This window comes from Acidobacteriota bacterium (genome assembly GCA_003696075.1).
Classification (GTDB): Bacteria; Acidobacteriota; Polarisedimenticolia; order J045; family J045; genus J045.
Genome location: RFHH01000054.1, coordinates 1 through 23,180 on the forward strand (window position 1 = coordinate 1; position 23,180 = coordinate 23,180).

Genomic DNA, 23,180 nt, shown 5'->3' on the forward strand with positions numbered 1-23,180 from the left:
GCCCGGCGCCAGCGGACCTTGACCCGCGCACCGGGCAGGAGAGCGCCGCCGAACCGGCGCTGCGACCGTGCGGCTGCGGGAGCGAGGGCGACGAGCCGCTCCCCGGAGGCCGCCAGCAGGTGGACGACGCGGTCCGCCTCCCCCCTGACGGTCGTTGCGAGCACGATCGCCTCCGTCTCGCCGCGGGTCACAGCACCGCGAGAAGCGTGGTCGCGAGGCCGAGGAAAATCAGCGAGCCGACCACGTCGGTCGTTGTGGTGACGAACGGGGTCGTCGAGATCGCCGGATCGATGCCCAGCCGGTGGAGAGCCAGGGGCAGCAGCGACCCGACGAGCGTCGCCACGGTCATCGACATCGCCAGGGAGCTCCCGACGACGATGGCGACCGGGAGGGCCCGGTCCGCCGGCAGCCCCGACAGCCAGTGGAGGGTGGCGAAGCTCCCCGCCGCGAGCAGCAGTCCGTAGACCATGCCGAGGACGGCGGCCACGCCGATCTCCCTCAAGAAGGACCGGAGCAGAACGCCCTCGTGGATCCGGCCGGTGGCCAGTCCGCGGATCACCACGATCGCGGTCTGGTTCCCCGCCGAACCCCCCATCCCGAGGACGATCGGGATGAAGGCCGCCAGCCCGACGACCCGCTGCAGCGTGGGCTGGAAGCCGCTGATCACGAACGATGCCAGCATCCCGCCGCAGAAGGTCGCCACGAGCCACGGAGAGCGGGTTCGGACCGACTTCCAGATCGACGGCTCGATCCGCTCCTCCTCGGAGGTCCCCGCCATCCGGAAGATGTCCTCGGTTGCCTCCTCGCGAAGGACGTCGATCACGTCGTCGATCGTCACCATCCCCACCAGGCGCCCCTGATCGTCCAGGACCGGGATGGCGATCAGGTCGTACTTCGCCGCGATGCGCGCGACCTCCTCCTGGTCGGTGTCGGTCCGGACGGTGATGAGGTCGGTGTTCATGATCTCGGACAGTCGCGTGTCCGGAGGATGGAGGAGCAGGTCCCGCAGCGAGAGCACGCCGACGAGGTGGTTCCGCTCGTCGACGACGTAGACGTAGAACGCCATCTCGACGCTGCCCCGCGTTTGGAGCTCGCGGATCGCCTCGGAGACGGTGTAGTGCTCGGGAAGCGAGAAGACCTCCGGCGTCATGATGCGGCCGGCGGTCTCCTCTTCGAAGATCAGGAGCTGCTCGACGCCCGCCTTCTCCTCGGGGCGCATCGCCTCGAGGATCGCCTTCGCCTCCTCCTCTTCCAGCTCGGTCAACAGGTCGGCGGCATCGTCGTCCGCGCACTGCTCGAGGAGGCGCGCCGCCGGCTGCGGGCCGAGGCGGCGAAGGAGCCCCGGTCCGCTGCCCGGCGCCAGCTCGACGAGAAACGCGGCGCCGAGTTCGGGATCCCGCTCCGCGAGCGCCCGGAACAGCGCCACCTGCTCCCGCTCCGTCATCTCCTCGTAGAGGGGAGCGAAATCCTGGGGACGCGTCTTCGCCAGCAGGTTGAGCAGGTGGGCGAAGGCGCCGCGCCGGAGGAACCGGCGGACCGACTCCAGAACGAGGATCTGCCGGCGATCGAGCGGTGCGGGCACGGAACTCCCCTCTCCGCCGGCGAACTCGCCGGCAAGCCGGGCATTTTAGCGCGAAACGCCGTGCCGGCCCGTCCTCAGCCGGGGTAGACGCCGATCTCTCGCAGCACGCCGATCCGGTCCCGCCAGGCTTCCCGCACCTTCACCCAGAGTTTCAGGAAGACGCGGCGCCCCGTCATGGCCTCCAGCTCCTTGCGGGCCTCGGTTCCCACCTCCTTCAGCATCCGGCCCCGGTGCCCGATCACGATCGCCTTCTGGGAGGGCCGCTCCACGTAGATCACCGCGTGGGCTTCCAGGAGGCCGTCCTCCCGCTCTCCCAGGTGCTCGACCGCCACCGCCACGGCGTGCGGCACTTCCTGGCGGAGGCGCTCGAATAGCTTCTCCCGCACCAGCTCCGCCACGATCGTCCGCTCGCGCTGGTCCGTGACGAAATCGGGGGGATACATCGGTTCGCCCGGCGGAAGCAGCGAGACGACCGTCTCGAGCAGGCGGTCCACGTTCTCCCCCGTGAGGGCCGAGACCGGCACCGCCTCCCGGCAGCCCCACTCGCGCACGCCCTGCTCGATCAGCGGCAGCAGGCGTCCCTTGTTCATCCGGTCCAGCTTGTTCAGGACCAGCACCACCGGCCGCTCCGGCGCCACCTTGCGCACTTCGTCGAGGACGCGGCGGTCCCCCGCCCCGACTCCGGCCGCCGCGTCGACCACCCAGAGCACCACGTCGGCGTCGCCGGCGGCCGACCGGGCCTGCTCCAGCATCAGCTCGCCGAGCTGGCGGCGAGGCCGGTGAAAGCCGGGGGCATCGACGAACGCCACCTGACCCGTCGGGAGCGTGCGGACGCCGAGGATCCGGTGGCGGGTCGTCTGCGGCACCGGGGAGACGATGGCCACCTTCCTCCCCACGAGGCGGTTCAGGAGCGTGCTCTTCCCGACGTTGGGACGACCCGCCAGCGCCGCGAATCCGAACCGCTTGCCCTGATCGCCGTCGCTCACTTGCCCGTCCCTTCCGCCGCCGGCCGGAGCCGAACGGCCGCGACCCGCCGCCCGTCCAGCCGGGCGACCTCGAGTTCGATCCCCCCGGCCAGCTTGGCACGATCCCCCAGCCGCGGCACCCGCCCCAGGCGGGAGAAGAGGAGGCCGCCGATCGTGTCCACCTCGTCCTCGGGAAGCTCGACACCGAGCCGCCGCTCCAGCTCGTCGATCGGCATCCGCCCGTCGACGAGCCACTCCCCGCCCGGCTGCGGCTGCAGCGGCTCGCGGGCCGGTTCGTGCTCGTCCCTGATCTCCCCGACGATCTCCTCCACCAGATCCTCGATCGTGACGATTCCGGCGGTGCCGCCGTACTCGTCCACGACGACCGCCATCTGCTGGCGCTCCCGCTGCAGCTCCCGGAGAAGCTCCAGGACCGGCTTGCTGGCCGGCACGAGCCGCACGGGGTGCATCAGATCGCGGGCGCGCACGTCGGGCCGCGGCGCGACGAGATGGGGAAGCACCTCCCGGAGCGAGACGATTCCCACGATCTTGTCCAGGTTCCCCTCGTACACCGGAAGTCGGGAGTGGCGCGAGGCGACGAGAGCCCGCCGGAGAGCGTCGATGTCCGCGTCGGCGGGGACCGCCTTGATCTCGGTCCTCGGCGTCATCACCTCGCGGACCACCTGGTCGCCGACGTCGACGATCTCGCGAAGGAGTTCGCTCTGCTCCCGTTCCAGCAGTCCTTCCTCCTCCGCGTCCCTGATGTACTCCTCGATCTGCTCCTCCCGCCGTTCCTCCTCCTCCACCCCCGTCTCGCCGCGCCGCCGGGCGGCGGCCAGCTCCCCGAGGCGCACCACCGGCGCCACGAGCAGTCCGAGCGACTTGTCGACCGCCCGGAGCAGCGGGGAGGCGAGGCGAAGCACCCGTTCCGGGAAGGCGCGGGCCACGAGCGCCTCGGCCAGCCGCGCGCCGAGGACCACCGCGGCTCCGATCCCGGCCGCCTCGACGACACCCCGCGGCCAGCCTCCGCGCGCCGCGATCGCCGCCGCCATGAGCGCCAGCGCGACGTGCCGGAGGAGCTGGACGGCGACCCAGGTGCGCGAGCCGGGCGCGAGGTCACCGCCCACGCCGGCGGCCCCGAGCAGCCTGTGCGCGGCGTGCCGCCCCAGACCGAGGCGGGCGGCCGCCGCCAGTCCCAGCGCGACGTAGGCGGCGGCGCTCCCGGCGGCCACCCCGAGGGGCAGGGCGCCTCCGGTCATCGCCGCCTCCGGCGAGCGCGGAGCCGGCGCCCGATTTCGCGTTCCGCCCGTTCCATCTCGCCGTCGTCCCGCTCGTGATCGAATCCCAGCAGGTGCAAAAGGCCGTGGATCGCGAGCGCCTCGAGATCGCGGGTCGCGGGGCGGCGCCCGCGGCCCGCCCGGCGCGCCGCCTCGGCGGGGCAGATGGCCAGATCGCCGAGGTAGCCGGCCGGCCCGTGCGCCGGGAAGGAGAGCACGTCGGTCGGGAGGTCCCGTCCCCGCCAGGTCCGATTGAGCCGCCGCATCTCTTCGGGATCGGTCAGCTTGACCGTGACCGTCGCGCGGGGAAGGCCCAGGACTCGAGCCGCGCCGCGCACCCCTGCGGCGATCGCTGCGGCCGGCTCCCGCTGGTCTTCCTCCGAGACGATCTCGACCCTCATCGGCCGGTGCTCACGCGGCGCCCTCCGGATCGTCCCGCTCCCCGCCCTCTCGGCCTCGCTCCGCGGCCTCGTGACGCTCGTAGGCGCGGACGATCCGGCGCACCAGCTCGTGGCGGACCACGTCCCGCTTGTCGAAGTGGACGAACGCGATCCCCGGAATGCCCGCGACGATCCGGCGGGCGTGGATCAGCCCCGACTGCCGGCCCGGGGGAAGGTCGATCTGGGTGATGTCCCCCGTGACGATGGCACGGGAGCCTTCCCCGATCCGCGTCAGGAACATCTTCATCTGCTCCGGCGTCGTGTTCTGCGCCTCGTCGAGAATGATGAAGCTGTCGTTCAGCGTGCGGCCGCGCATGAACGCCAAGGGCGCCACCTCGACGATCCCTTGCTCGATCATCTTGGCGGCCCGCTCCCCCTCCCAGATGTCGAACAGGGCGTCGTAGAGCGGCCGGAGGTACGGATCGACCTTCTGCGCCAGGTCTCCCGGCAGGAACCCGAGCCGTTCGCCCGCCTCCACCGCCGGCCGGCAAAGGACGATCCGGCGCGTCTGCCGGCGCGCGAGCGCCTCGATCGCCATCGCCACCGCCAGGTAGGTCTTGCCCGTTCCGGCGGGCCCGATGGCGAAGACGATGTCGTGGGACGCGATCGCCTCGAGGTACTCGCGCTGCCGGGGCGTGCGCGGGCGCACCGTCCGCCGCCCCGCTCCGGCGATGACGCTCGACTCGAGGACCTCGGCCAGGCGGACTTCGGGCTCCCGGCGGTACAGACGGCAGGCCTGGGCGACGTCGGGAGCGCGGAGCGTCGTTCCGCGAGCGGCCATCTCGGCGAGCTGGTTGAGGAAGGCCGCGCAGGCCGAGGATGGGGCCGGCTCCCCGAGGATCCGGACCTCCCCTTCGCGCGCCAGCAGCCGCACGCCGAAGGTCTTTTCGATCAGCCTGAGGTTGCCGTCGTAGTCGCCGACGACGGCGCGGAAGGCTTCGCGCGGAAAGCTGACACGGGGCCCGCGCGCGTCGGCCTTGGCGTCGCTCACCGGCGGTGCGCCGCCGCGGCGGCGGGCGCGCGCCTCACGAGCGCGGGGCTCGGCGGCAGTCCGGATCCGATCCGGCGAGGCAGCTCGTGAGGACGTCGGGGGGATGGAATCGCGTCTGCGGTCACTGTCGCTCGAAGGCGGACCCCTCCGCCGGCCGGCCGCGAAACCGCTGCGCGGAACCGGCCTTTCGGGGGAAAGCTACCACCTGGCGCCGCGAGCGTCAATTCGCGGCGGGTCATGCAGTTGGGTCGCCCGCCCGCCCCAGTCCGAGCTCCGCGAGCTGCTCCGGATCGACCGCCGACGGCGCGCCGGTGAGCGGGCAGAAGGCCGAGGTGGTCTTGGGGAACGCGATGACGTCGCGGATCGACTCCCGTCCGAGGAACAGGGCGACGAGCCGATCGAGGCCGAGCGCGATGCCGCCGTGCGGAGGCGCTCCGTACCGGAGCGCCTCGAGCAGGAACCCGAACCGCTCCTGCGCCTCCCGCTCGTCGATCCCGAGGGCCCCGAAGACTCGCTTCTGAACGTCGGGGCGGTGGATCCGGATGCTCCCTCCCCCGATCTCCACCCCGTCCAGCACGAGGTCGTACGCTCGCGCGCGGACGCGGCCCGGGTCGCTCTCGAGGTGGTCGAGGTCCTCCGGGACGGGGGCGGTGAACGGGTGGTGGCAGGCGAACCAGCGCCCCGCCTCCTCGTCGAACTCGAGCAGGGGAAATTCGGTGATCCAGCAGAACGCGTGCCCCGTACCGCCGAGACCCTCGCGCCGGGCGACGGCCAGCCGGACGGCCCCGAGCGCCCGCCGCGCCGTCTCCAGGGGCGCGGCGACGAACAGGGCGAGCGTGTCTCCCTCCGCCCCGAGCGCCTCGAGCAGGGCCTCGGCGCCGCCGGTGCCGAGCGGCCGGACGGCCGGCCCGCGCAGCTCGCCGCCCTGCCGCTTGATCCAGGCGAGACCGGCGGCGCCGGCCTGGCGCGCCACCTCCGCGAGCTCGTCGATCGCCTTGCGGGAGTATCCGGCGCCGCCGGGGACGGCGATCCCCCGGACGACGCCGCCCTCCGCCACCGCCCGCCGGAAGACCTCGAACTCGCCGGCCGCCGCGGGCCCGGAGACGTCGCGGATCTCCAGCCCGAAGCGCAGGTCGGGTGCGTCGGTCCCGTACCGATCCATCGCTTCGCGCCACGTCAGGCGCGGGAAGGGCGGGTGCACCGTCCAGCCGGCCTCGGCCGCGGCCTCCCTCACCACACCCTCGACGACCGCCATGACGTCGTCCGGCTCGACGAACGACATCTCGATGTCGACCTGGGTGAACTCCGGCTGCCGGTCGGCGCGCAGGTCCTCGTCGCGGAAGCAGCGGGCAACCTGGTAGTAGCGCTCCACCCCCGCGACCATCAGGAGCTGCTTGAACAGCTGCGGGGACTGGGGAAGGGCGTAGAAGCGGCCCCGGTGCACCCGCGAGGGGACGAGGTAGTCCCGCGCTCCTTCCGGCGTCGAGCGGGTGAGGATCGGCGTCTCCACCTCCCAGAACCCCTCCCGGTGCAGCGCCTCCCGGATCGCCCGGGTGATCCTGGAACGCATCTCCAGCGCCTGCCGCATCGGCTCGCGCCGGAGGTCGAGGTAGCGGTACCGGAGCCGCGTCTCCTCCGTGGGGAGCTGGGCGGCGGCGGGCTGGAGGGGCAGCTCGTCGGCATCGGCCAGGACGCGCAGCGCCTTCGCGCGCACCTCGATCTCTCCGGTGGCCATCTCGGGGTTGACCGTCTCCGGGGTGCGCTCCGCGACGAGGCCCTCCACCTCGACGACCGTCTCCACGCGCAGGCCGGAGGCGGTCCGGTGGATCGGGCCCGATTCCGGGTCGAACACCACCTGGACGATCCCCGAACGGTCGCGCACCTGCAGGAAGACCAGACCGCCGAAGTCGCGCCGACGATGGACCCAGCCGGCCACGCGCACCGTTCGCCCCGCGTCTTCGCGCCGCAGCAACCCGCACGGCTGCCGCTCCGGCCGGCGCCCTTCATTCCCCATCGCCACCGTCCTTTCGGGTTCCGAGCAGCTTCGCGGCGAGCGCCGCCGGTTCCAGCGGCGCCTCCGTCTGCTCTCCGCTGTCGAGGTCCTTGAGGGTGACCCTCTCCCGGGCCAGCTCCTCCTCTCCGATCAGCACGGCGTAGCGGGCCCCGGAGCGGCCGGCGCGCTTCATCTGTCCGCCGAGCCCGTGGCCCGAGGTGTCCCACAGCACCGCCAGCCCGCGAGCGCGGAGCGACTGGACGTACCGGAAGGCACGGCGGCGCGCTTCCTCTCCCAGCGTCACCAGGTAGACGTCCGGGCGGCGGGCCGCCTCCTCCGAGTCGGCGCCGGCGGCGAGCAACAGGCGTTCGATCCCGGCGGCCCACCCGAGTCCCGGGACGTCGGGCCCGCCGAGCGCCGCGACGAGTCCGTCGTAGCGGCCGCCGCCGAGGACGGCGTTCTGGGCCCCGAGCGCCGCGCTCCTGATCTCGAATGCGGTGCGAACGTAGTAGTCGAGACCGCGAACCAGCCGTGGATCGACGAGCGGTTCGACACCGACCTGGCCGAGCGCGTCGACGACGGCCTCGAAGTGCCGGCGGCACGGTTCGCACAGGTGATCGAGCGCCCGCGGAAGGCCGTCGAGCGCCGCCTGGCAGCTCTCGTTCTTGCAGTCGAGCACGCGCAACGGATTCCTGTTCATCCGGTCGCGACAGTCCCGGCACAGCGCCGGGGCGCGTGCCTCGAGCGCCTCCAGCAGCGCGGCCCGGTAGCGCGGACGGCAGTCCCGGTCGCCGAGGCTGTTGACGTGGAGGCGGAACTCGCCGACGCCCGCCTGCCGCACGAACTCCGTCGCGAGCACGATCGCCTCGGCGTCGGCCTCCGGGGCGGGCTCGCCGAAAACCTCGATGCCCACCTGGTGGAACTGCCGGAGCCGCCCCTTCTGCGGCCGTTCCCGGCGGAAGGCCGGTCCGAGATAGTAAAGGCGTGTCAGGCCGCGCCGGTCCAGCCCGTGCTCGATGAACGCCCGGCAGACCGAGGCGGTGATTTCGGGCCTGAGGGAGACGCTCTCATCTCCCGCGAGGAAGGTGAACATCTCCTTTCCGACGATGTCGGTCGCCTCCCCCACCGAGCGGACGAAGAGCTCGGTCCGCTCGAGGTGCGGCGGGCGGATCTCCCGGAAACCGTACCGGTGCATCAGGCGGTGCACCCCCTGCTCGAGGCGCTGCCAGCGCTCCGTCTGGCCCGGAAGGATGTCGTGGAACCCGCGCAGGCTCTGCAGTCGTCTGCCCACGAGACGCCTCCGCCCGCCGGGGTCCGGCGGGCGGGCCATTCTGCCACGCCTCCCTTCCGGGGTCAGACGGCCGCGCCCGCGCGCCGCGTCCGCTATGCTCCCCCGCCGATGCGACGCTCCTGGCTGATCGGTGCCTGCCTGATTCCCGCGGCCGCGGCGGCCGGGCCGCCCGCCCCGCACCTGGCGGTGCCGTTGCCGGCGGCGCCGGTGTCCGGTCCGCTGGCGATCCCCGGCGATCCTCCCGCGCTGCTGCTGTGGTACGGGGACACGCTGGAAAAGCGCGAGGCGGCCACCGGCGAGCCCGTCTGGCGGATCCCGCTCGGGCCCGGAGGCCATCTGCAGTCCCGGGCGTTCGGCGAGGGCCGCTGCGGTCCCGCGGTGGGGTGGGCCGGTGTAAAGGACGGTGCCGCCGAGTTCCGGTCGATCTGCCTCGCGGACGGACGGATCGCGGCCCGGACCCCGCTCCCGCGCAGCCCGGTGGGCGCTCCTGTGCCGGTCCCCTCCCCGGACCGGCCGCTGCGCTGGTTCGTTCCGCTCGAGGGCGGGACGGTGGCCGAAATGGACGCCGAGGGCGGCGTCCGGGCCGTGCACGTCGTGGGCACCCCGCTGGTCCCTCCGCTCGTCGCCCTCCTGGGCGGGGCGGCCGCGTGGGTGGGCGATCCCCCGAGGCTGACGCCGCTCGAACGGCACCGGCGGCGCGGTCTTCCCGAGGGAGCCGATCCCCGCACCGCGGCGGTCGAGGGGGACTGTGTGGTCGCGGGCGCCGGGCGGGCGGCCGTCGCCTGGAGCTGCCGCCGCCGCCACGGCCGGATCCGGTGCCGGCGCCTCTGGCGGCAGCGCCTCGGCGCCGGGCTCACCGCACCCCCGGTCATCGACGGCGGCCGCGTCCTCGTTCCGAGCCTCGACACGTTCCTCTACGGGTTCGCGCGCGACAACGGCCATCTCCTGTTCAGGTCCCGCGCCGAGCACCGCCTCGCGTCCCCCGGAGCCCTCTTCGACGGACGGATCGCCTTCACCCCCGCAGCCACCGCCGAGATCCTCGTCTTCGACCGGGGGGACGGGCGCCGCGTGGCGACCATCCGCGGCGAGCGGGGGGAGCTCTTCCTCACCCCGCCGGCTCCGGCGGGCGACCGCGTGTTCGTGGCCGTGCTGGCGTTCCCCGGGGAGAAGGTCGAGCTGCGCGGCTACCCCTTGCCGTCCGATTGAGGCCCGGTCCCCGGCCCCACCGGCTCGCCGCGCAGCGCCGCGAGGAAGCGCTCCTCGATCAGGCGGCACACACCGTCGCCCGGCTTCCCCTCGCCCTGCACGGGAAGGCGATCGAGCGGCAGGATCGCCTTGGCCATCGAGCGATGACCGCCGGCGCCGCCCAGGTCGCCGAAGGCCGCCTTCACCACCGCCCCTGCCTTCTGCACGAACCCCACGTTCCGGATCGAGATGCTGACCTCGCCGTCCACCACGCCCGAGACGACCGACCAATCGACGTCCTCGATCTGGAGGCAGAAATCGGCCAGCTGCGGGATGACGTCCTCCCGCGCCACGCGGCCGAGGTGGCTGAAGATCACGCGCTCCTCGATCCGCGCGTTGCGCAATCCGTCGGCGAACGCCCCGAGCGTCTCCCGCGGCAGTGCCGGACGTTCGATGCGCCTGATCCAGTTCAGGTTGGCTCGCTGGAACAGCCACGTGAAGGCATCCACATCGGCCGGCGTCACCGGGCGGTCGAGCATCATCGTGTCCGCCCGGATGGCGTACAGCAGCGCGGTCGCGAGGCGCTCGTTCACCTTCACGCCCTCGGCCCGGAGGTACTCGACGAGGATCGACGCGGTGGCCCCGTAGGCGTTCCGGACGTCGCGGAACCTCGCTTCGTAGGTGGTCTGCACCGGATGGTGGTCGATGACCGCGTCCACCCGGGGCAGCCGGATGCGCAGGTGGGGCGGTTGCGTGTCGACCATCACGATCCGATCGAACCTCTCGAGGTCGCCTTCGGTCACCGGCTCCACGCCGAGGTCGAGCACCCGGAGCATCGCCAGATTCTCGGGCCGGGTCACCCGGCCGAACGATCCCATCGGCATCGTGGAGCGCGTCCGCCCGAGGAGGGTGCGCAGCGCGAGACCGCAGGCGAGTCCGTCGGGATCCGGATCGTCCTGCAGCAGCACGAGGATCTTCTTCGCGTCGCCCAGGATCTCCCGGAGCCGCCGGACGAGCGGGCGCGCCGCCGCCAGCCGCGCGTCGACGGCCAGCGACTCGCGGAAGCGCTCCCCCACCGGCACGATGTGGGCCCAGGGGTAGTCGGTCACCGCGAAGGAGAGCTTCTCCAGCGGGACGTTAGAGAGCGCGATCACGGGGGTGTCCCGCCGTTCCGGCTTGACCGCCTCGAGGACGGTCCGCAGGCGCCGGTGATCCCGGAGCGAGATCACCAGAAGCCTGGCGGGGAGGAGTTCTCGGTACAGCGCCCGGTCGCGCAGGCGCCCGCGGGCGACGGCGACACCCTGCCGCTTGAGAAACCGCTCGAGCGAGACCGACTCCACGGCGAAGGCCAGCTCCTCCGGGCGGTTCCCGAGCGCCTGGAGCATGAGCACCGCGTGCGAGCGGCTCTGGCAGACGACGGCGTAGCGCACGGCCGTGCCTCAACCGCACCCGCGGCGGCGCCGGCTCCACGCCGCGCCGGCGGCCGCGGCCGCGCCGGCGGCGTCGGCCGCGAGATCGCCGAGGGAGGCGTTCCGGCCGGGGACGAAGCCCTGGTGCACCTCGTCGAGCCCGCCCCAGCCCGCCGAAAGCGCACCCGCCAACAGGCAGCCGGGCGCCGGCCTGGCCGCGGGAGGGCGCAGGGCATAGACCCAGCTCGCGGCGAGCGCGGCGTAGACCGCGGCGTGGGCGAGCTTGTCGGACCCGGAAGGCAGGGGCACGGGGCTCGGCCGGTGGCTGGAGAAGAAGATCGCCGCCATCAGGCCGAGCGGCACCAGGAGCCGGCGCCGGTCGGGTGCGTTCCGGTTCTGCCTCGACGAGCCGCGCATCGTCCGCCGCCTCAGGTGAACGGGTACATCAGCAGGGAGACCGCCAGCGCGCCGCCGGCCAGCGCGGCCCACATGATCGCGGCGAACCGCAGCCGGCGTCCCCGTTGCGCCACCAGATGCGCGAAAAAAGTGCTGAGGATCGCTGCGAAGAGCATCATGTGCGCGACGTGGATCACGGGCTCAGCTCCGCCTTCCGATCCCGATGTCCCAGGCATCGAGGATCAGCAGGAGATTCATCAGTCCGGCCGCGAGAAGATAGGTGCTCCCGTAGTTGCTGTACGGCCGGTAGAAGCGCCGGCGGCGGCGTTCCAGCGCCGCGGCCTTCACGGGCGATCCCCCGCCCTGCTCTTCGCGATAGAGGAGAGAGCCGTACATCGACAGGCGCATCAGCGGATCGAGCGGGCCCAGCGACAGGTGGGCGCCGACCTGGAGCGTCGTCAGGACGGGGGCCCGCCTCGCGTCGATGATCCCGAGGTTGCCGTCGCAGGCGACACCGAGCCCCACCGTGAGGAGGACGAGGGTGCAGAAGACCGCCGCGCGGCGCCGCGCCCCCAGGTAAAGGTGCCCCGCCCCCGGGAAGAGCCAGGCGAGCTGAGCCGCCCGCAGGGCGCGGCGAAGGTCTCCACCGCGCGCGGCGTTCCGCTTCATCGTCCGGCCCGTGCCACCCCGGGTCCGCTCACGCGCCGTCCCCCTCCTCCGGCTCGACCTCCACGACGACCTCCACCTCGAGATCCCCGTGAACGTGGATCAGGACCCGGTGGGTGCCGATCCGCTTGATCGGCTCTTCGAGCCTCACCTGCCGGCGCTCGATCGGCAGGCCACGCCCGGTGAGCTCGGCGGCGATGTCCTGGGCGCTCACCGACCCGTAGAGCAGTCCCGTCTCTCCGGCCCGCCGCTTGAAGCGGATCACGTCGAGACCCCGGAGCCGCTCGGCGACCGCCTCGGCCTCCGCCCGCTCCCGCGCCTCGCGCGCCAGCTTCGCGCGGGTTTCGACCTCGACCTGCCGCCGGATCCCGGGCGTCACCTTGTAAGCGAGCCCCTTCGGAATCAGGTAGTTCCGGGCGTAGCCGTCGGCGACGTTGACGATCTCGCCGCGCTTTCCGAGATGAGCGACGTCCTCTCGAAGGATCAGTTCCACGGTCCACCTCCCCGCCGCTCAGTCCGCCGTGTAAGGCAACAGCGCCAGGTGACGGGCGCGCTTGATGGCGCGGCCGAGCTGCCGCTGGTGCTTCGCGCAGGTGCCCGAGGTGCGCCGCGGCAGGATCTTGGCCCGCTCCGGGATGTAGTTCTGGAGGGTCCGCAGGTCCTTGTAGTCGATGATGTCGACCTTCGCCTCGCAGAACTTGCAGTACTTCTGCCGCCGGAACAGGAATCGGCGGCCCCGTCGCCGTCCGCCCGACATCACTCCTCCTTCCCGGCGGAGCCGTCCGCCGGAGCCTCGGCGGTCTCGTCGCCGGCGTCATCCGGTGCTTCCGGTGGTTCGCCCGCCTCGTCGCCGGCCTCCTCCTCGTCGGCGTCCTCGGGCTGTTCGTCTCCCTCGACCTCGTCCTCCTTCTCCTCTTCGGCGACCAACTGCCGCGCGGCCTCCGCCGCGGCCTGGGCGGCCCGCTCGGCCGCGCGCCGGAGCTGTTCGCGCCGGCGCTCCTCGAGCTCGGCCTTCTCCTCCTCGGTGGGAGGCCGCTCGTGGTCGGCCCGTACCGAGAGGAACCGGAGGAAGGTGTCGGACAGACGCACCCTGCGGAGAATCTCCTTTTCGACCTCCGGCTCGGCGTCGTACAGGAGGAGGGTGTAGTTGCCCTCGTTGAACTTCTTGATCGGATAGGCGAGCTTGCGGCGGCCCCACCGGTCCACCTTGAGCACCTTCCCGCCCATCTCGGCGATCAGGTTCTCGAGGCCGGTGATCTGCTGGTCGAGCGCCTCCTCGGCGACGCTCGGGGCCGCCACGAGAACCATCTCGTAGCGACGCATTCTTCGTTCCCTCCTGGACGTCAGGCCCCGGTGCGGCGGGGCGAGGGGGTCTTCGAAACCGGGCGATGCTAGCACCGGCCGGGGGGAGCCGCCACGCTCCCCCCGGCCGGCCGGATCACCGGAGCAGAGGCGCGATCACCAGCGCCACCACGCTCATCAGCTTGATCAGGATGTTCAGCGAGGGCCCGGCCGTGTCCTTGAACGGATCGCCGACCGTGTCTCCGATCACCCCCGCCTTGTGGGCGTCGGAGCCTTTGCCTCCCAGATGGCCCTCCTCGATGAACTTCTTCGCATTGTCCCAGGCCCCACCCGCGTTGGCCATGAACACCGCCATCAGCACGCCGGAGGTGGTGACGCCGGCCAGCAGGCCGCCGAGCGCGGCGGGCGTGTGGGCGTCGTTCAGGAAGCGCGAGCCGAAGCCGACGACGACGGGGGTCACCACCGCGAGAAGTCCGGGCACCACCATCCGCCGGATCGCCGCCGCCGTCGAGATGTCCACGCACCGGGCGTAGTCGGCGCGCGCCTTCCCCTCCATCAAGCCGGGGATGCTCTTGAACTGGCGGCGCACCTCCTCGATCATGTCGAACGCGGCGTCCCCGACCGCCCGCATCGCCAGCGCCGAGAAGAGGAAGGGAAGCATCGCCCCCACCAGAAGTCCGGCGATGACGTCCGGCTGCGAGAGGTCCATCGTCATCGGACGGCCGCCGGCGGAGATCTGCGTCTGGAAGGCGGAGAAGAGGGCCAGCGCGGTGAGCGCCGCCGATCCGATCGCGAAACCCTTGCCGATCGCGGCCGTGGTGTTCCCGACCGCATCCAGCTTGTCGGTGCGCCCCCTCACCTCGGGTGGCAGGCCGCTCATCTCGGCGATTCCGCCGGCGTTGTCGGCGATCGGCCCGTAGGCGTCGACCGCCAGCTGGATTCCGGTGGTGCTCAGCATGCCGAGCGCCGCCAGCGCGATGCCGTACAGGCCGGCCAGGCGGTAGGAGACGAGGATGGCGCCCGCGATCCACAGGACGGGCAGCGCGGTGGACCTCATGCCGACGGCGAGGCCGGAGATGATGTTCGTGGCCGGTCCGGTGGCGGAATCGTGCGCGATCGACTGGGCCGGCTTCCGGTCCTTCGACGTGTAGTACTCGGTCGTCAGGCCGACGAGAATCCCGGCGAGCAGTCCCGCGACCACCGCGGCGAAGACCTTTCCCCAGCCGATGGCCGAGCCGCCGTCCGCGAAGGTGATTCCCCGTACGGGAACCATGATGCGGGAAAGGACTCCGGCGCCGACGACCATCAGTCCCCCGGCGACGAACGACCCGGTGTTCAGAGCCGCCTGAGGGTTGCCTCCCTCCTTCACTCGGACGAAGAAGGTGCCGATGATCGAGGCGACGATCCCGACCCCCGCGAGGTACAGGGGGAGCATGGTCGCGTTGTAGAAGCCGGTGGCCGCCGATGCGCCGATGACCATCGAACCGACGATCGCGCCCACGTAGGACTCGAAGAGATCGGCCCCCATTCCGGCGACGTCGCCGACGTTGTCGCCCACGTTGTCGGCGATGACCGCCGGATTCCGCGGATCGTCCTCCGGGATCCCGGCCTCCACCTTGCCGACCAGGTCGGCTCCCACGTCGGCGGCCTTGGTGTAGATGCCGCCGCCGACGCGCGCGAACAGCGCGATCGACGACGCTCCCAGCGAGAAACCGGTCAGCACGGTCACCACGTCGCGGAGGAATTCGGCCCGGCCGGCGGTGCCGGGGATGCCGAGAATTCCTGTCTCGTGGTAGAGCGCGAGCAGAAGGCCGAGCCCCAGCACGCCGAGTCCCACCACCGACAGACCCATCACCGACCCGCCGGTGAAGGCGACCTTCAACGCGGCGTTCAAGCTGTCCCGCGCGGCCTGCGTGGTCCGCACGTTGGCGGCGGTGGCCACCCGCATCCCGAAGAAGCCGGCAAGCCCGGAACAGAGCGCCCCGACGACGAACGAAAAAGCGACGAGCGGATGCTTGAAACCCCCGTCGGTGGCGCCGCCCATGTTGCTCAGCGCCAGCAGGACGGCCACCGTCACCACGAACACCGCGAGGACCCGGTATTCGCGCGAGAGGAAGGCCATCGCTCCCTCGCGGATCGCCCGTGCGATCTCGTTCATCCGGTCGTCGCCCGAGGACGACCGGTTCACCGACCCCGCCCGCGCCCAGGCGAACGCGAGAGCGAGCACGCCCAGAGCGGGCACGACGAGGAGTCTCCAATCCATCGCGTCTCCCTCCGCGGGGCCTCCCGTGCCCCGCCATGGTTCCCGGAGCCGTTCCTCCGATCCGCCGGCCGCCGGTCAGCCGTCGCCCGCGCGGCGGCGGTTGAAGCGCTGCATCGCCGCGTCGACGCCGTCCGCCAGAACCGCCTCGGCGGCGTCGGCCGCGAGCTCGATCCCCACCTCGAACGCCTCGCGCTCCTCGCCGCTCGGGGCGGAGAGGACGTAGCGCTCGAGCGGCAGGCGGTCGGAGGCGGGGCGCCCGATGCCGACACGGATCCTCGCGAAGTCGCGCGTCCCCAGGTGCCGGACGATCGAGCGGAGGCCGTTGTGCCCCGCGATCCCTCCGCCCATCTTCACCCGGACGGTCCCGGGGGGGAGGTCCGCCTCGTCGTGGATCACGAGGAGCCGTCCCGGGTCCGCCCCGTGGTAGGCGAGCAGCGGCCGCGCCGCCTCGCCCGCCAGGTTCATGAAGGTCAGCGGCTGGGCGAGGAGCGCCGGCGTACCGGCCACGTTGCCCTGGCCCAGCCGGGCCCGGTGCCGCACGCGGTCGAGGGCGATTCCGTGCCGCGCCGCGAGTCTTTCGACGACACGGAAGCCCGCGTTGTGCCGCGTCCGCTCGTACTCGGGGCCCGGGTTGCCGAGCCCGAGCACGATCCACACGCCGCCGGGCCCCCGGGCGCGTCAGGAGCCGGACTCGGAGGAGCTCTCCTCCCCGCCGGCACCTTCGGCCGCCGCGCCCTCGGCCGCCGCCTCCTCCTCGGCCGCCGCCTCCTCCTCGGCCGCCGCCTTGCCGACCACCGTCACGATCGTCTCGGTCGGCGGCGCCAGCAGCTCCACTCCCTCCGGGAGGGGCAGGTCTCCGGCGTCGAGGTGCTGGCCCACGTGCAGGCCCGAAATGTCGGCCCGGAGCGCCTCGGGGATGTTCCCCGGCAGCGCGCGGATCTCGACGGAGCGGGTGACGAACTCGACGAGGCCTCCCTCGTTCTTGACGCCCGTCGGCACCCCCTCGAGCTCGATCGGCACCTCGACGGTCACCGGCTGGTCCATCTCCACCCGCCGGAAGTCGGCATGGATGAGCCGGTCGGTCACGGGGTGCCGTTGCGCTTCGCGGATCATCACGAGGCGCCGCAGTTCCCGTCCCGCCAGTTTGAGCTGGATCAGCGTGTTGACGCCCTGCTTGCTCTGCAGGACCGCCTCGACCGGTCGCGGATCCACCTCGATCCCGACCGGCTCCCGGCCGCCGCCGTAGACGACCCCGGGAATCTTCCCCTGGCGGCGCAAGCGCCGCGACGCGTTCTTCCCCAGCTCTTTGCGGGGCTCCACTTCGATCACGACCCGTGGCTTCATCGCCTCTTGTCCTCGCCTCGTTGGGCCCCGGATGCTCAGACGAACAAAGAACTGATCGACGAATGGTTGTGCGTGCGGCTGATCGCCTCGCCGAGCAACGGGGCCACGGAGAGCACGTCGATCTTCTCGTTCCGGCGCCGCCTCTCGTCGAGCGGAATCGTGTTGGTCACGGTGATGCTCTCGAGGGGGGCCTTTTCCAGCCGTTCCATCGCGTCGCCCGACAGGACCGCGTGGGTGAAGCATCCCCGGACGGAGCGCGCCCCCGCCTCCATGAGCGCCCGCGCGGACCCGAGAAGCGTTCCTCCCGTGTCGATGATGTCGTCCACGATGACGCAGTCGCACCCGGCGACATCCCCGATCACGTGCACCGATTCGGCCACGTTGGGGCCGGTCCGCCGCTTGTCCACGATCGCCAGGCCGCACTGGAGGCGCTTCGAGTAGAAGCGGGCGCGCTCGACGCCCCCCGCGTCCGGGGAGACGATGATCGGGCGCTCGAGCCCCATCTCGCGGATGTGCTCGATCATCAGCGGTGCGGCGAACAGGTGGTCGACGGGGATGCTGAAGAACCCCTGGATGGCGGGCGCGTGGAGATCCATCGTGAGCACGCGGTCCGCGCTGGCGGCCTCGATCAGGTCGGCGACCAGGCGGGCGCTGATCGGAACCCTCGGCTTGTCCTTCCGCTCCTGCCGCGCGTAGCCGTAGTAGGGAATCACGGCGGTCACCCGCGCCGCCGACGACCTCTTGAAGGCATCGAGCATGAGCAGCAGCTCGAGGATGTTCTCCGCCGGAGGGTTCGTCGGCTGGATGACGAAAACGTCCGCTCCCCGGACGTTCTCGAGCACCTGCACGTAGACCTCGCCGTCGCTGAACCGCTCCAGCTCGATCCGTCCCGGGGGCACGCCGAGGTAGGCACAGATTTCCTGGGCGAGCTCCGGGTGGGCGGAGCCGGAGAACACCTTCATCGGCCCGACGGCCGTCACCGCGCTGGTTCCGCTCACCGTCACCGGCCAGGAGCCTCGGGCCGCGGGCCCTCGGTCGCGGCCCCGCCGGGAAGCGGCGCCTCCGGGGCCTTCGCGGAGCGCTGCTCTGGCTCGACCGGGTCCGGCGCTTCGCGCGGCCTCCGGACCGAGCGCGGCAGCGTTCCCGCGGCGAGCACGGCCTCGTACTTGCTCAGAACCTTCTCCTCGAGCATCCGCCTCGTCTCGCTGTTCAGCGGATGGGCCACGTCCCGGTAGGTGCCGTTCTTTCTCTTCTTCGAAGGCATCGACACGAACAGACCGTTGTTGCCGTTGATCACCTTGATGTCGGAGACCATGAAGCAACCGTCGATCACGATCGTGACGTAGGCCTTGAGCTTCTCTTCGTCGACAGGGAAAACCCGGATGTCCGTGATCTCCATCGTGCTGTCACCTCTCCCGTCACGCCCCGCCGGCCCGCGCCCGGCCGCCGCGCGGAAGCGTCCGCGTGAGGCAGACCCACGCCTCCGGCTCAGCCGCCGCCAACGCGCGGGCCGCGGCCGCCGCCTCCTCCTCTGCAGCGAACAGGCCGAAGACCGCCGATCCGCTCCCCGTCATCGCTGCGCGTCCACCCGCCTCGGCCAGCCGCTGCACGAGCCGCCGGATGGCCGGTCGCAGTTCCGCCGCGGGCCCGAAGAGCATGTTCCCCACGGGCGGGAGGCGGCGCGGAGCCGCGCGCAGCTGGTCCAAGAACCGCTGGATCTTAGGCGGATCCCTCCGGGGAGTCAATCGCGCGCGGGCGTACACCTCCGCTGTGGACAGGGGCGGACCGAGCCGGGCGAGCACGACGGGCAGGGGCCGCGGCCAGTCGGGAAGCGGCTCGAGCTCGTCTCCCCTTCCCCGGCCGATCGCGAGCCCCCCTTCGAGCAGGAACGGAACGTCGGCACCGAGTCGCGAGGCGAGGCGGCGGAGCGCTTCCTTCCCGAGGCGCCGGCCGGCGAGCTCCTCCAGCGCGACCAGCACCGCCGCGGCGTCCGACGAGCCGCCTCCGAGGCCCGCTCCCTCCGGGATCCGCTTCCGGAGGGCGATCCGGATCCCGCCGCTCCATCCCGCGGCCCGCCGGTAGACCTCGGCCGCCCGCCAGGCCAGATTCCGCTCGGGCGGGAGATCGAGCCCCTCCGCTTCGATCACCGTGCGGTCCGGGCCTTCCGCCACGGAGACCGTGACCTCGTCGGCCAGCTCGACCGTCTGATAGACCGTGGCGATCTCGGTGTAGCCGTCCTCCCGGCTGCCGAGCAGGTCCAGAACGAGGTTGATCTTCGCGGGAGCCGCGAGCCGGAGCCGCCTCCCCTCGCTCACGAACCGTACTCCTTCCTCGCGAACCCGGGCGGAACCGCGGGCCACGCCCCGGGCCGGGGCGAGGGGGCCTCCTGCGTCTTTCTCAGCTCGATGCGGGCGCCGCTGGGATGGCGGGCCACACCGCCCGGGGTCAGCCGGCCGTCCGGATCGCCGTCCCGCACCCGCTCGACCACCCGCCACCGTCCCGCTCGCTCCGCACCCCCGCGCAGGAGCTCCAGCAGCAGCCGTCCGCTCAGGGGGAGGCCGAGTTCCCGCCTCCACGCGCGGGAGTCCGAGGCGGGAGCGTCGACCACCAGGCGTTCCGACGGGAGGAGGAGGCGCGTCCGTTCCTTCTCGATCGCCACCACCAGCGCCGGTCCCCCGACGATCCCGCGGATCTCCAGCACCGAGGGAGCGTCCCCGCAGACGCGCGCGCGGAGGGTGAAGCGCCGGCGCTTCCCCTCGGGGCTGACGTAGCGCCCGCGGTAGGCGGCGTCGACGCAGTCGCCGGCGCTGGGGGTCCGGCCCGCCGCCGGAGGCCGCACGGCGCACCCCGGCGCGGCGAGCAGCCAGGCGGCGGCGACGAGGGCGGGAACCGGCGTCCGCCGCCAGCGCGTCACGGCCGAACCGCGCTCCGTTCGTGCCGCCGGATCTTGCCGAGCAGGCGCTCTCGATCTTCCGGAAGCCGGTCGAAGCCCAGCCCGAGGGCCGCCTTCCACTCCGCCACCGCGCGGTCCGTCTGCCCGAGGGCCGCGTAGACGTCGCCCAGATGCTCGCGCATCTCGGCCACGGCGTCGCCCGTGGCCCGCTGCACCGCTTTCAGGAGCAGCGGAAGGGCCTCCTCCGAGCGGCCCGACCGGTGGAGCGCCCACGCCAGGCTGTCCAGGTAGGCCGGCGTGTCGGGCCGCAACTCCAGGGCCCGTTCCACGAGGCGGATCGCCTCCGGGAGGGAGCGGCCGGCGTTCGCCAGCAGATAGCCCAGGTCGTTGAGCACCCGGTGATCGTCGGGGTCGACCTCCAGCAGCCGCCTGAAGGCCGCCTCCGCTTCCCCGAGCCGCCCGGCGGCTTGCAGGGTGATCGCCCGCGCCCGCAACACGACCGGATCGGGATCGGGCGGCAGACCGACCGCGTCCAGCAGGCGCGCGGCCAGATCGGCCGCTTGCCAGCCGGTGAGAATCCCCGCGACGCGGGCGGCGAGCCGGTGGCGCTCCGGTCCCGGCGGGAGGGCGGCCAGCGCCACCTCGAGCGCCTCCTCGGCACCCTTGTCCCTCGCGCGGTCCACGCTCAGGGCGATCAGCCAGGGATCCTCCGGCGCCTCCTCGAGCCGCGAGTCGAGCAGCGCCGCCGCCTCCCCGGCACGCCCCGCGGCGTCGAGAGCCTGCAGCCGGAGCCGAAGCACGGAGGCGTCGCCCGGATCGAGGGCGTCGAGCGCGGCGAGGGCGTCCTCCGGTTCGCCGGCGCGCAGCCGGTCCCTGGCGGCCCGCAACCGGAACACCGGCGCCAGCTCCTTCTGCCGGTCGTCGTCGAGAGCGCGCACGAGCGACTCGTACCGCTCCGCCGCCTCCTGCCACCGGCCCGCCTGCTCGGCGGCCTGGGCCCAGACCAGGAGGGTGCGCGGCGTGACGTAGATGTCGGCCAGGCCCGCCAGCAGCTCGAGCGCTTCCGCCCCCCGCCCCATCCGGACCAGCGCCTCGGCGAGGTCCCGGCGGATCAGGGGGTCGGCCCGGCGAAGGGCCAGCGCGGCTTCCAGCGTTCGAACGGCGTCGAACGTGCGCCCGAGCCTCAGGTAACCGAGGCCGAGCCGGTGGGCGATCTCGGGATCGTTGGGGCGCAGAGCCCTCAGCCGCGACAGCGCCGAGACCTGCCCCTCCAGGTCGTGCCGGCGCCCTTCCAACTCCACGAGCAGCTCGAGGAGCGGGAGGGCGGCCCGCCCCTGAACCTCCACCCCCTCGAGCAACGAAACCGCGCGATCGGTCTGCCCGGCGGCCACCAGGGCGCGGGCGAGGACGAGCCACGGCGCGGCGGCATCGAGGCCGGGAGTGGCGGCCGCCCGCCGGGCCACCTCCTCCGCCTCGTCGAAGCGGCCCTCGCTGCCGAGCAACCGGATGAGATAGGTCCACACGCCGACATCGTTCGGATCGACCTCGACGGCGGCCTTCAGCTCCTGGATCGCGCGGTCGAGATAGCGCGCGTCGCCGCTCTCCCGGTACCGGTCGCGGGCCAGCTCGGCGAGCACCAGGTGCCCGTCCGGATCGTTCTCGGTCAGCGCCACCGCCCGCGTGGCTTGCGCCTCGGCGCAGGGCCGGTCACCCAGCCTCAGGCAGAGCCGGGCGAGCGCGGACCGCACCCGGGGGGCCTGCGGGTCGAGTTCCGCGACCTTTTCCATCTTCTCGCGGGCCTTGCGGAACTCTCCCGCCGCGGCGAGGTCCTGGGCCTCGAGGAACAGGACGTAGGCCTCGGCCCGCTCTCGGACGGCCTCGGGGGCGGCTCCGCCCTCCGGATCCGCCGCGGCCGGGGCCGCCAGAAGAGCCGCTGCCACGCCGCTCGAGGCCGCCAGCGCGCGAAGCCGGGGGACCATGCCGCCGGCCCCCCTCAGGCGGCGGGCGCGAGCGCCCGCTCGCCGTCGCCGGCGGCTCCGGAACGGATCCACTCCAGGGCGGCGCCCAGGAGGCGATCGCTCTCCCCGCCGATCTCCTCGACCCCGGCCTCGGGGGTGAGGATCTTCTCCGGCTCGAGCCCCTCCCCCGCCCAGCGACGGCCGCCCGGCGTCGTCATCTCCCGCGTCGCCAGGAGGATCCACCGGTGGTTCCGCAGCTCGATCAGCTCCGGAACCCCGCCGAGTCCGTACGTCGTTCGGCCGCAGAGGCGGGCTCCCGACCGCTCGGCGAGAAGGGCCGCGAGCGCTTCTCCGACGCCCGCCGTCGTCCCGTCCATCAGGACGAAGAGGGGATCGAGCCGGACGGGGCCCTGCTCCGGGGCGGCGATCGGCCGGGGGTCCCCCTCCTTAGGAACGAGATCGAGCAACCGACCGCCGGGCAAGAGCACCCCCGCGAGCCGCGTCAACGAGGAGGCTTCGAGCCCCACCACCCCCCGGACATCGACGAGGATCGGCGCGCCGGGGTGCGCGGTCCGGTAGCGGGTGAGAGCCTCGGACAGCGCGGCCGCATCCACGCGGTCCGGGTCCTCGATCCGCAGATGCAGCACCGGGCCCGCCTTTTCCGACGCGGTGAAGCCCGGTCCGGTCGGCGGCTCGAGCGTGACGGTGACGGTTCGGCGCTTGAACTGCGAGCCGTCGAGGATGACCAGCTCCCGGCTCTCGCCGGGTCGACCGGACAGCAGCCTCTCGACCAGCGGCAGCGGCATCAGCCGCGTCGAGCGCCCGTCGATCCTCCAGATCTGGTCGCCGGCCTCGAGACCGGCCTTGTCCGCCGGCCCTCCCGGAACGACGCGGACGACGACCGGGATCCCTCCCGACGGCAGCACGCGCAATCCGCAGCGGGCCGGACCCGGGGGCCGCTCGAGAAGGGCCCGGTCCCCCTTCTCCAGGTAGGCGCTGGCCGCGTCGAGCGAACCCAGCATCCCCTTGTAGGCGCCCTCGAGCAGTCTCTCCTCGTCCACCGGTTCGACGTAGTTGGCCCGGGCCAGCCTCCACACCTCCTGGAAGACGCCGAGGTAGCGGTAGGTGGCGCGGTTGTGGAGACCGGCCGCCAGCCCCACCGTCAAGAGAAGGACCAAGGCGGCCGCGTAGGCGAGGCGACGGGGACGTGGAAGCTGCATATGTC

Annotated in this window: 24 protein-coding genes; 1 reads left to right on the plus strand and 23 read right to left on the minus strand. The window is 72.7% G+C overall.

Annotated elements, in window-relative coordinates:
* From D6718_03290 to D6718_03325, 8 genes are all read right to left on the minus strand, one after another.
* Positions 1-191: DNA repair protein RecO (locus D6718_03290; GenBank protein ID RMG47517.1), on the minus strand; the 191-nt coding region annotated here is incomplete at its 3' end.
* Positions 188-1,582: a magnesium transporter gene (gene mgtE / locus D6718_03295; protein RMG47518.1), complete on the minus strand. Its 1,395-nt coding sequence runs from the start codon at positions 1,580-1,582 to the stop codon at positions 188-190. The genes D6718_03290 and mgtE, both read right to left, overlap by 4 nt.
* A gap of 74 nt (positions 1,583-1,656) precedes the next feature.
* A complete protein-coding gene (locus D6718_03300; GenBank protein ID RMG47519.1) occupies positions 1,657-2,568 on the minus strand; it encodes a GTPase Era in 912 nt (303 codons plus the stop codon).
* Entirely contained in the window at positions 2,565-3,806 is a 1,242-nt protein-coding gene (locus tag D6718_03305; protein RMG47520.1) for an HlyC/CorC family transporter, read from the minus strand. The genes D6718_03300 and D6718_03305 overlap by 4 nt, the downstream gene beginning before the upstream one ends.
* Complete coding sequence (gene ybeY, locus D6718_03310) at positions 3,803-4,225, minus strand: rRNA maturation RNase YbeY (GenBank protein ID RMG47521.1); 423 nt, start codon at positions 4,223-4,225, stop codon at positions 3,803-3,805. The genes D6718_03305 and ybeY overlap by 4 nt, the downstream gene beginning before the upstream one ends.
* A gap of 10 nt (positions 4,226-4,235) precedes the next feature.
* Positions 4,236-5,255: a PhoH family protein gene (locus tag D6718_03315; protein ID RMG47522.1), complete on the minus strand. Its 1,020-nt coding sequence runs from the start codon at positions 5,253-5,255 to the stop codon at positions 4,236-4,238.
* Between the two features lie 235 nt (positions 5,256-5,490).
* Positions 5,491-7,269 carry an aspartate--tRNA ligase gene (aspS, locus tag D6718_03320; protein RMG47523.1) on the minus strand — a complete coding sequence of 593 codons (1,779 nt, stop codon included), beginning with the start codon at positions 7,267-7,269 and terminating at the stop codon, positions 5,491-5,493.
* Complete coding sequence (locus D6718_03325) at positions 7,259-8,578, minus strand: histidine--tRNA ligase (GenBank protein RMG47524.1); 1,320 nt, start codon at positions 8,576-8,578, stop codon at positions 7,259-7,261. Before D6718_03325 ends, aspS begins: the two co-directional genes overlap by 11 nt.
* Here D6718_03325 and D6718_03330 point away from each other — a divergent pair.
* Positions 8,450-9,745: a hypothetical protein gene (locus D6718_03330; GenBank protein ID RMG47525.1), complete on the plus strand. Its 1,296-nt coding sequence runs from the start codon at positions 8,450-8,452 to the stop codon at positions 9,743-9,745. The genes D6718_03325 and D6718_03330 overlap by 129 nt on opposite strands.
* Here D6718_03330 and D6718_03335 read toward each other — a convergent pair.
* The 15 genes from D6718_03335 to D6718_03405 form a co-directional block, all read right to left on the minus strand.
* Positions 9,724-11,154 (minus strand): hypothetical protein, encoded by a 1,431-nt coding sequence (locus D6718_03335; protein RMG47526.1) that lies wholly within the window; start codon positions 11,152-11,154, stop codon positions 9,724-9,726. The genes D6718_03330 and D6718_03335 overlap by 22 nt on opposite strands.
* 9 nt (positions 11,155-11,163) lie before the next feature.
* Entirely contained in the window at positions 11,164-11,550 is a 387-nt protein-coding gene (locus tag D6718_03340; GenBank protein ID RMG47527.1) for a hypothetical protein, read from the minus strand.
* 180 nt (positions 11,551-11,730) lie between these two features.
* Positions 11,731-12,198: a hypothetical protein gene (locus tag D6718_03345; GenBank protein ID RMG47528.1), complete on the minus strand. Its 468-nt coding sequence runs from the start codon at positions 12,196-12,198 to the stop codon at positions 11,731-11,733.
* A 28-nt stretch (positions 12,199-12,226) separates the two neighbouring features.
* A complete protein-coding gene (locus tag D6718_03350; GenBank protein RMG47529.1) occupies positions 12,227-12,688 on the minus strand; it encodes a 50S ribosomal protein L9 in 462 nt (153 codons plus the stop codon).
* A gap of 18 nt (positions 12,689-12,706) precedes the next feature.
* Positions 12,707-12,952 (minus strand): 30S ribosomal protein S18, encoded by a 246-nt coding sequence (gene rpsR / locus D6718_03355; GenBank protein RMG47530.1) that lies wholly within the window; start codon positions 12,950-12,952, stop codon positions 12,707-12,709.
* Positions 12,952-13,518, minus strand: a complete 567-nt coding sequence (gene rpsF, locus D6718_03360) for a 30S ribosomal protein S6 (protein ID RMG47531.1) — start codon at positions 13,516-13,518, stop codon at positions 12,952-12,954. The genes rpsR and rpsF overlap by 1 nt, the downstream gene beginning before the upstream one ends.
* Positions 13,519-13,633: 115 nt before the next feature.
* The gene (locus tag D6718_03365) at positions 13,634-15,760 is read right to left on the minus strand and encodes a sodium-translocating pyrophosphatase (GenBank protein ID RMG47532.1); all 2,127 of its coding nucleotides are present in this window, start codon (positions 15,758-15,760) and stop codon (positions 13,634-13,636) included.
* A 75-nt stretch (positions 15,761-15,835) separates the two neighbouring features.
* Positions 15,836-16,417 carry an aminoacyl-tRNA hydrolase gene (locus tag D6718_03370; protein RMG47533.1) on the minus strand — a complete coding sequence of 194 codons (582 nt, stop codon included), beginning with the start codon at positions 16,415-16,417 and terminating at the stop codon, positions 15,836-15,838.
* Positions 16,418-16,438: 21 nt separating this feature from the next.
* A complete protein-coding gene (locus D6718_03375; GenBank protein RMG47534.1) occupies positions 16,439-17,104 on the minus strand; it encodes a 50S ribosomal protein L25 in 666 nt (221 codons plus the stop codon).
* A 35-nt stretch (positions 17,105-17,139) separates the two neighbouring features.
* Positions 17,140-18,066 carry a ribose-phosphate pyrophosphokinase gene (locus D6718_03380; protein ID RMG47556.1) on the minus strand — a complete coding sequence of 309 codons (927 nt, stop codon included), beginning with the start codon at positions 18,064-18,066 and terminating at the stop codon, positions 17,140-17,142.
* A gap of 38 nt (positions 18,067-18,104) precedes the next feature.
* Entirely contained in the window at positions 18,105-18,503 is a 399-nt protein-coding gene (gene spoVG, locus D6718_03385) for a septation regulator SpoVG (protein RMG47535.1), read from the minus strand.
* A 19-nt stretch (positions 18,504-18,522) separates the two neighbouring features.
* Complete coding sequence (ispE, locus tag D6718_03390; protein ID RMG47536.1) at positions 18,523-19,464, minus strand: 4-(cytidine 5'-diphospho)-2-C-methyl-D-erythritol kinase; 942 nt, start codon at positions 19,462-19,464, stop codon at positions 18,523-18,525.
* Positions 19,416-20,018, minus strand: coding sequence for a hypothetical protein (locus D6718_03395; GenBank protein ID RMG47537.1), 603 nt, complete (start codon positions 20,016-20,018; stop codon positions 19,416-19,418). Before D6718_03395 ends, ispE begins: the two co-directional genes overlap by 49 nt.
* A complete protein-coding gene (locus D6718_03400) occupies positions 20,015-22,048 on the minus strand; it encodes a hypothetical protein (GenBank protein ID RMG47538.1) in 2,034 nt (677 codons plus the stop codon). Before D6718_03400 ends, D6718_03395 begins: the two co-directional genes overlap by 4 nt.
* Entirely contained in the window at positions 21,991-23,175 is a 1,185-nt protein-coding gene (locus D6718_03405; protein ID RMG47539.1) for a PDZ domain-containing protein, read from the minus strand. The genes D6718_03400 and D6718_03405 overlap by 58 nt, the downstream gene beginning before the upstream one ends.
* Positions 23,176-23,180: the final 5 nt, after the last annotated feature.

Coding starts and splice junctions, on each gene's coding strand:
- D6718_03380 (RMG47556.1), bottom strand. CDS start 18,066: ATGAAGGTGTTCTCCGGCTCCGCCCACCCGGAGCTCGCCCAGGAAATC.
- D6718_03305 (RMG47520.1), bottom strand. CDS start 3,806: ATGACCGGAGGCGCCCTGCCCCTCGGGGTGGCCGCCGGGAGCGCCGCC.
- D6718_03325 (RMG47524.1), bottom strand. CDS start 8,578: ATGGCCCGCCCGCCGGACCCCGGCGGGCGGAGGCGTCTCGTGGGCAGA.
- ybeY (RMG47521.1), bottom strand. CDS start 4,225: ATGAGGGTCGAGATCGTCTCGGAGGAAGACCAGCGGGAGCCGGCCGCA.
- rpsF (RMG47531.1), bottom strand. CDS start 13,518: ATGCGTCGCTACGAGATGGTTCTCGTGGCGGCCCCGAGCGTCGCCGAG.
- rpsR (RMG47530.1), bottom strand. CDS start 12,952: ATGTCGGGCGGACGGCGACGGGGCCGCCGATTCCTGTTCCGGCGGCAG.
- D6718_03345 (RMG47528.1), bottom strand. CDS start 12,198: ATGAAGCGGAACGCCGCGCGCGGTGGAGACCTTCGCCGCGCCCTGCGG.
- D6718_03340 (RMG47527.1), bottom strand. CDS start 11,550: ATGCGCGGCTCGTCGAGGCAGAACCGGAACGCACCCGACCGGCGCCGG.
- D6718_03405 (RMG47539.1), bottom strand. CDS start 23,175: ATGCAGCTTCCACGTCCCCGTCGCCTCGCCTACGCGGCCGCCTTGGTC.
- aspS (RMG47523.1), bottom strand. CDS start 7,269: ATGGGGAATGAAGGGCGCCGGCCGGAGCGGCAGCCGTGCGGGTTGCTG.
- spoVG (RMG47535.1), bottom strand. CDS start 18,503: ATGGAGATCACGGACATCCGGGTTTTCCCTGTCGACGAAGAGAAGCTC.
- D6718_03375 (RMG47534.1), bottom strand. CDS start 17,104: ATGAAGCCACGGGTCGTGATCGAAGTGGAGCCCCGCAAAGAGCTGGGG.
- D6718_03365 (RMG47532.1), bottom strand. CDS start 15,760: ATGGATTGGAGACTCCTCGTCGTGCCCGCTCTGGGCGTGCTCGCTCTC.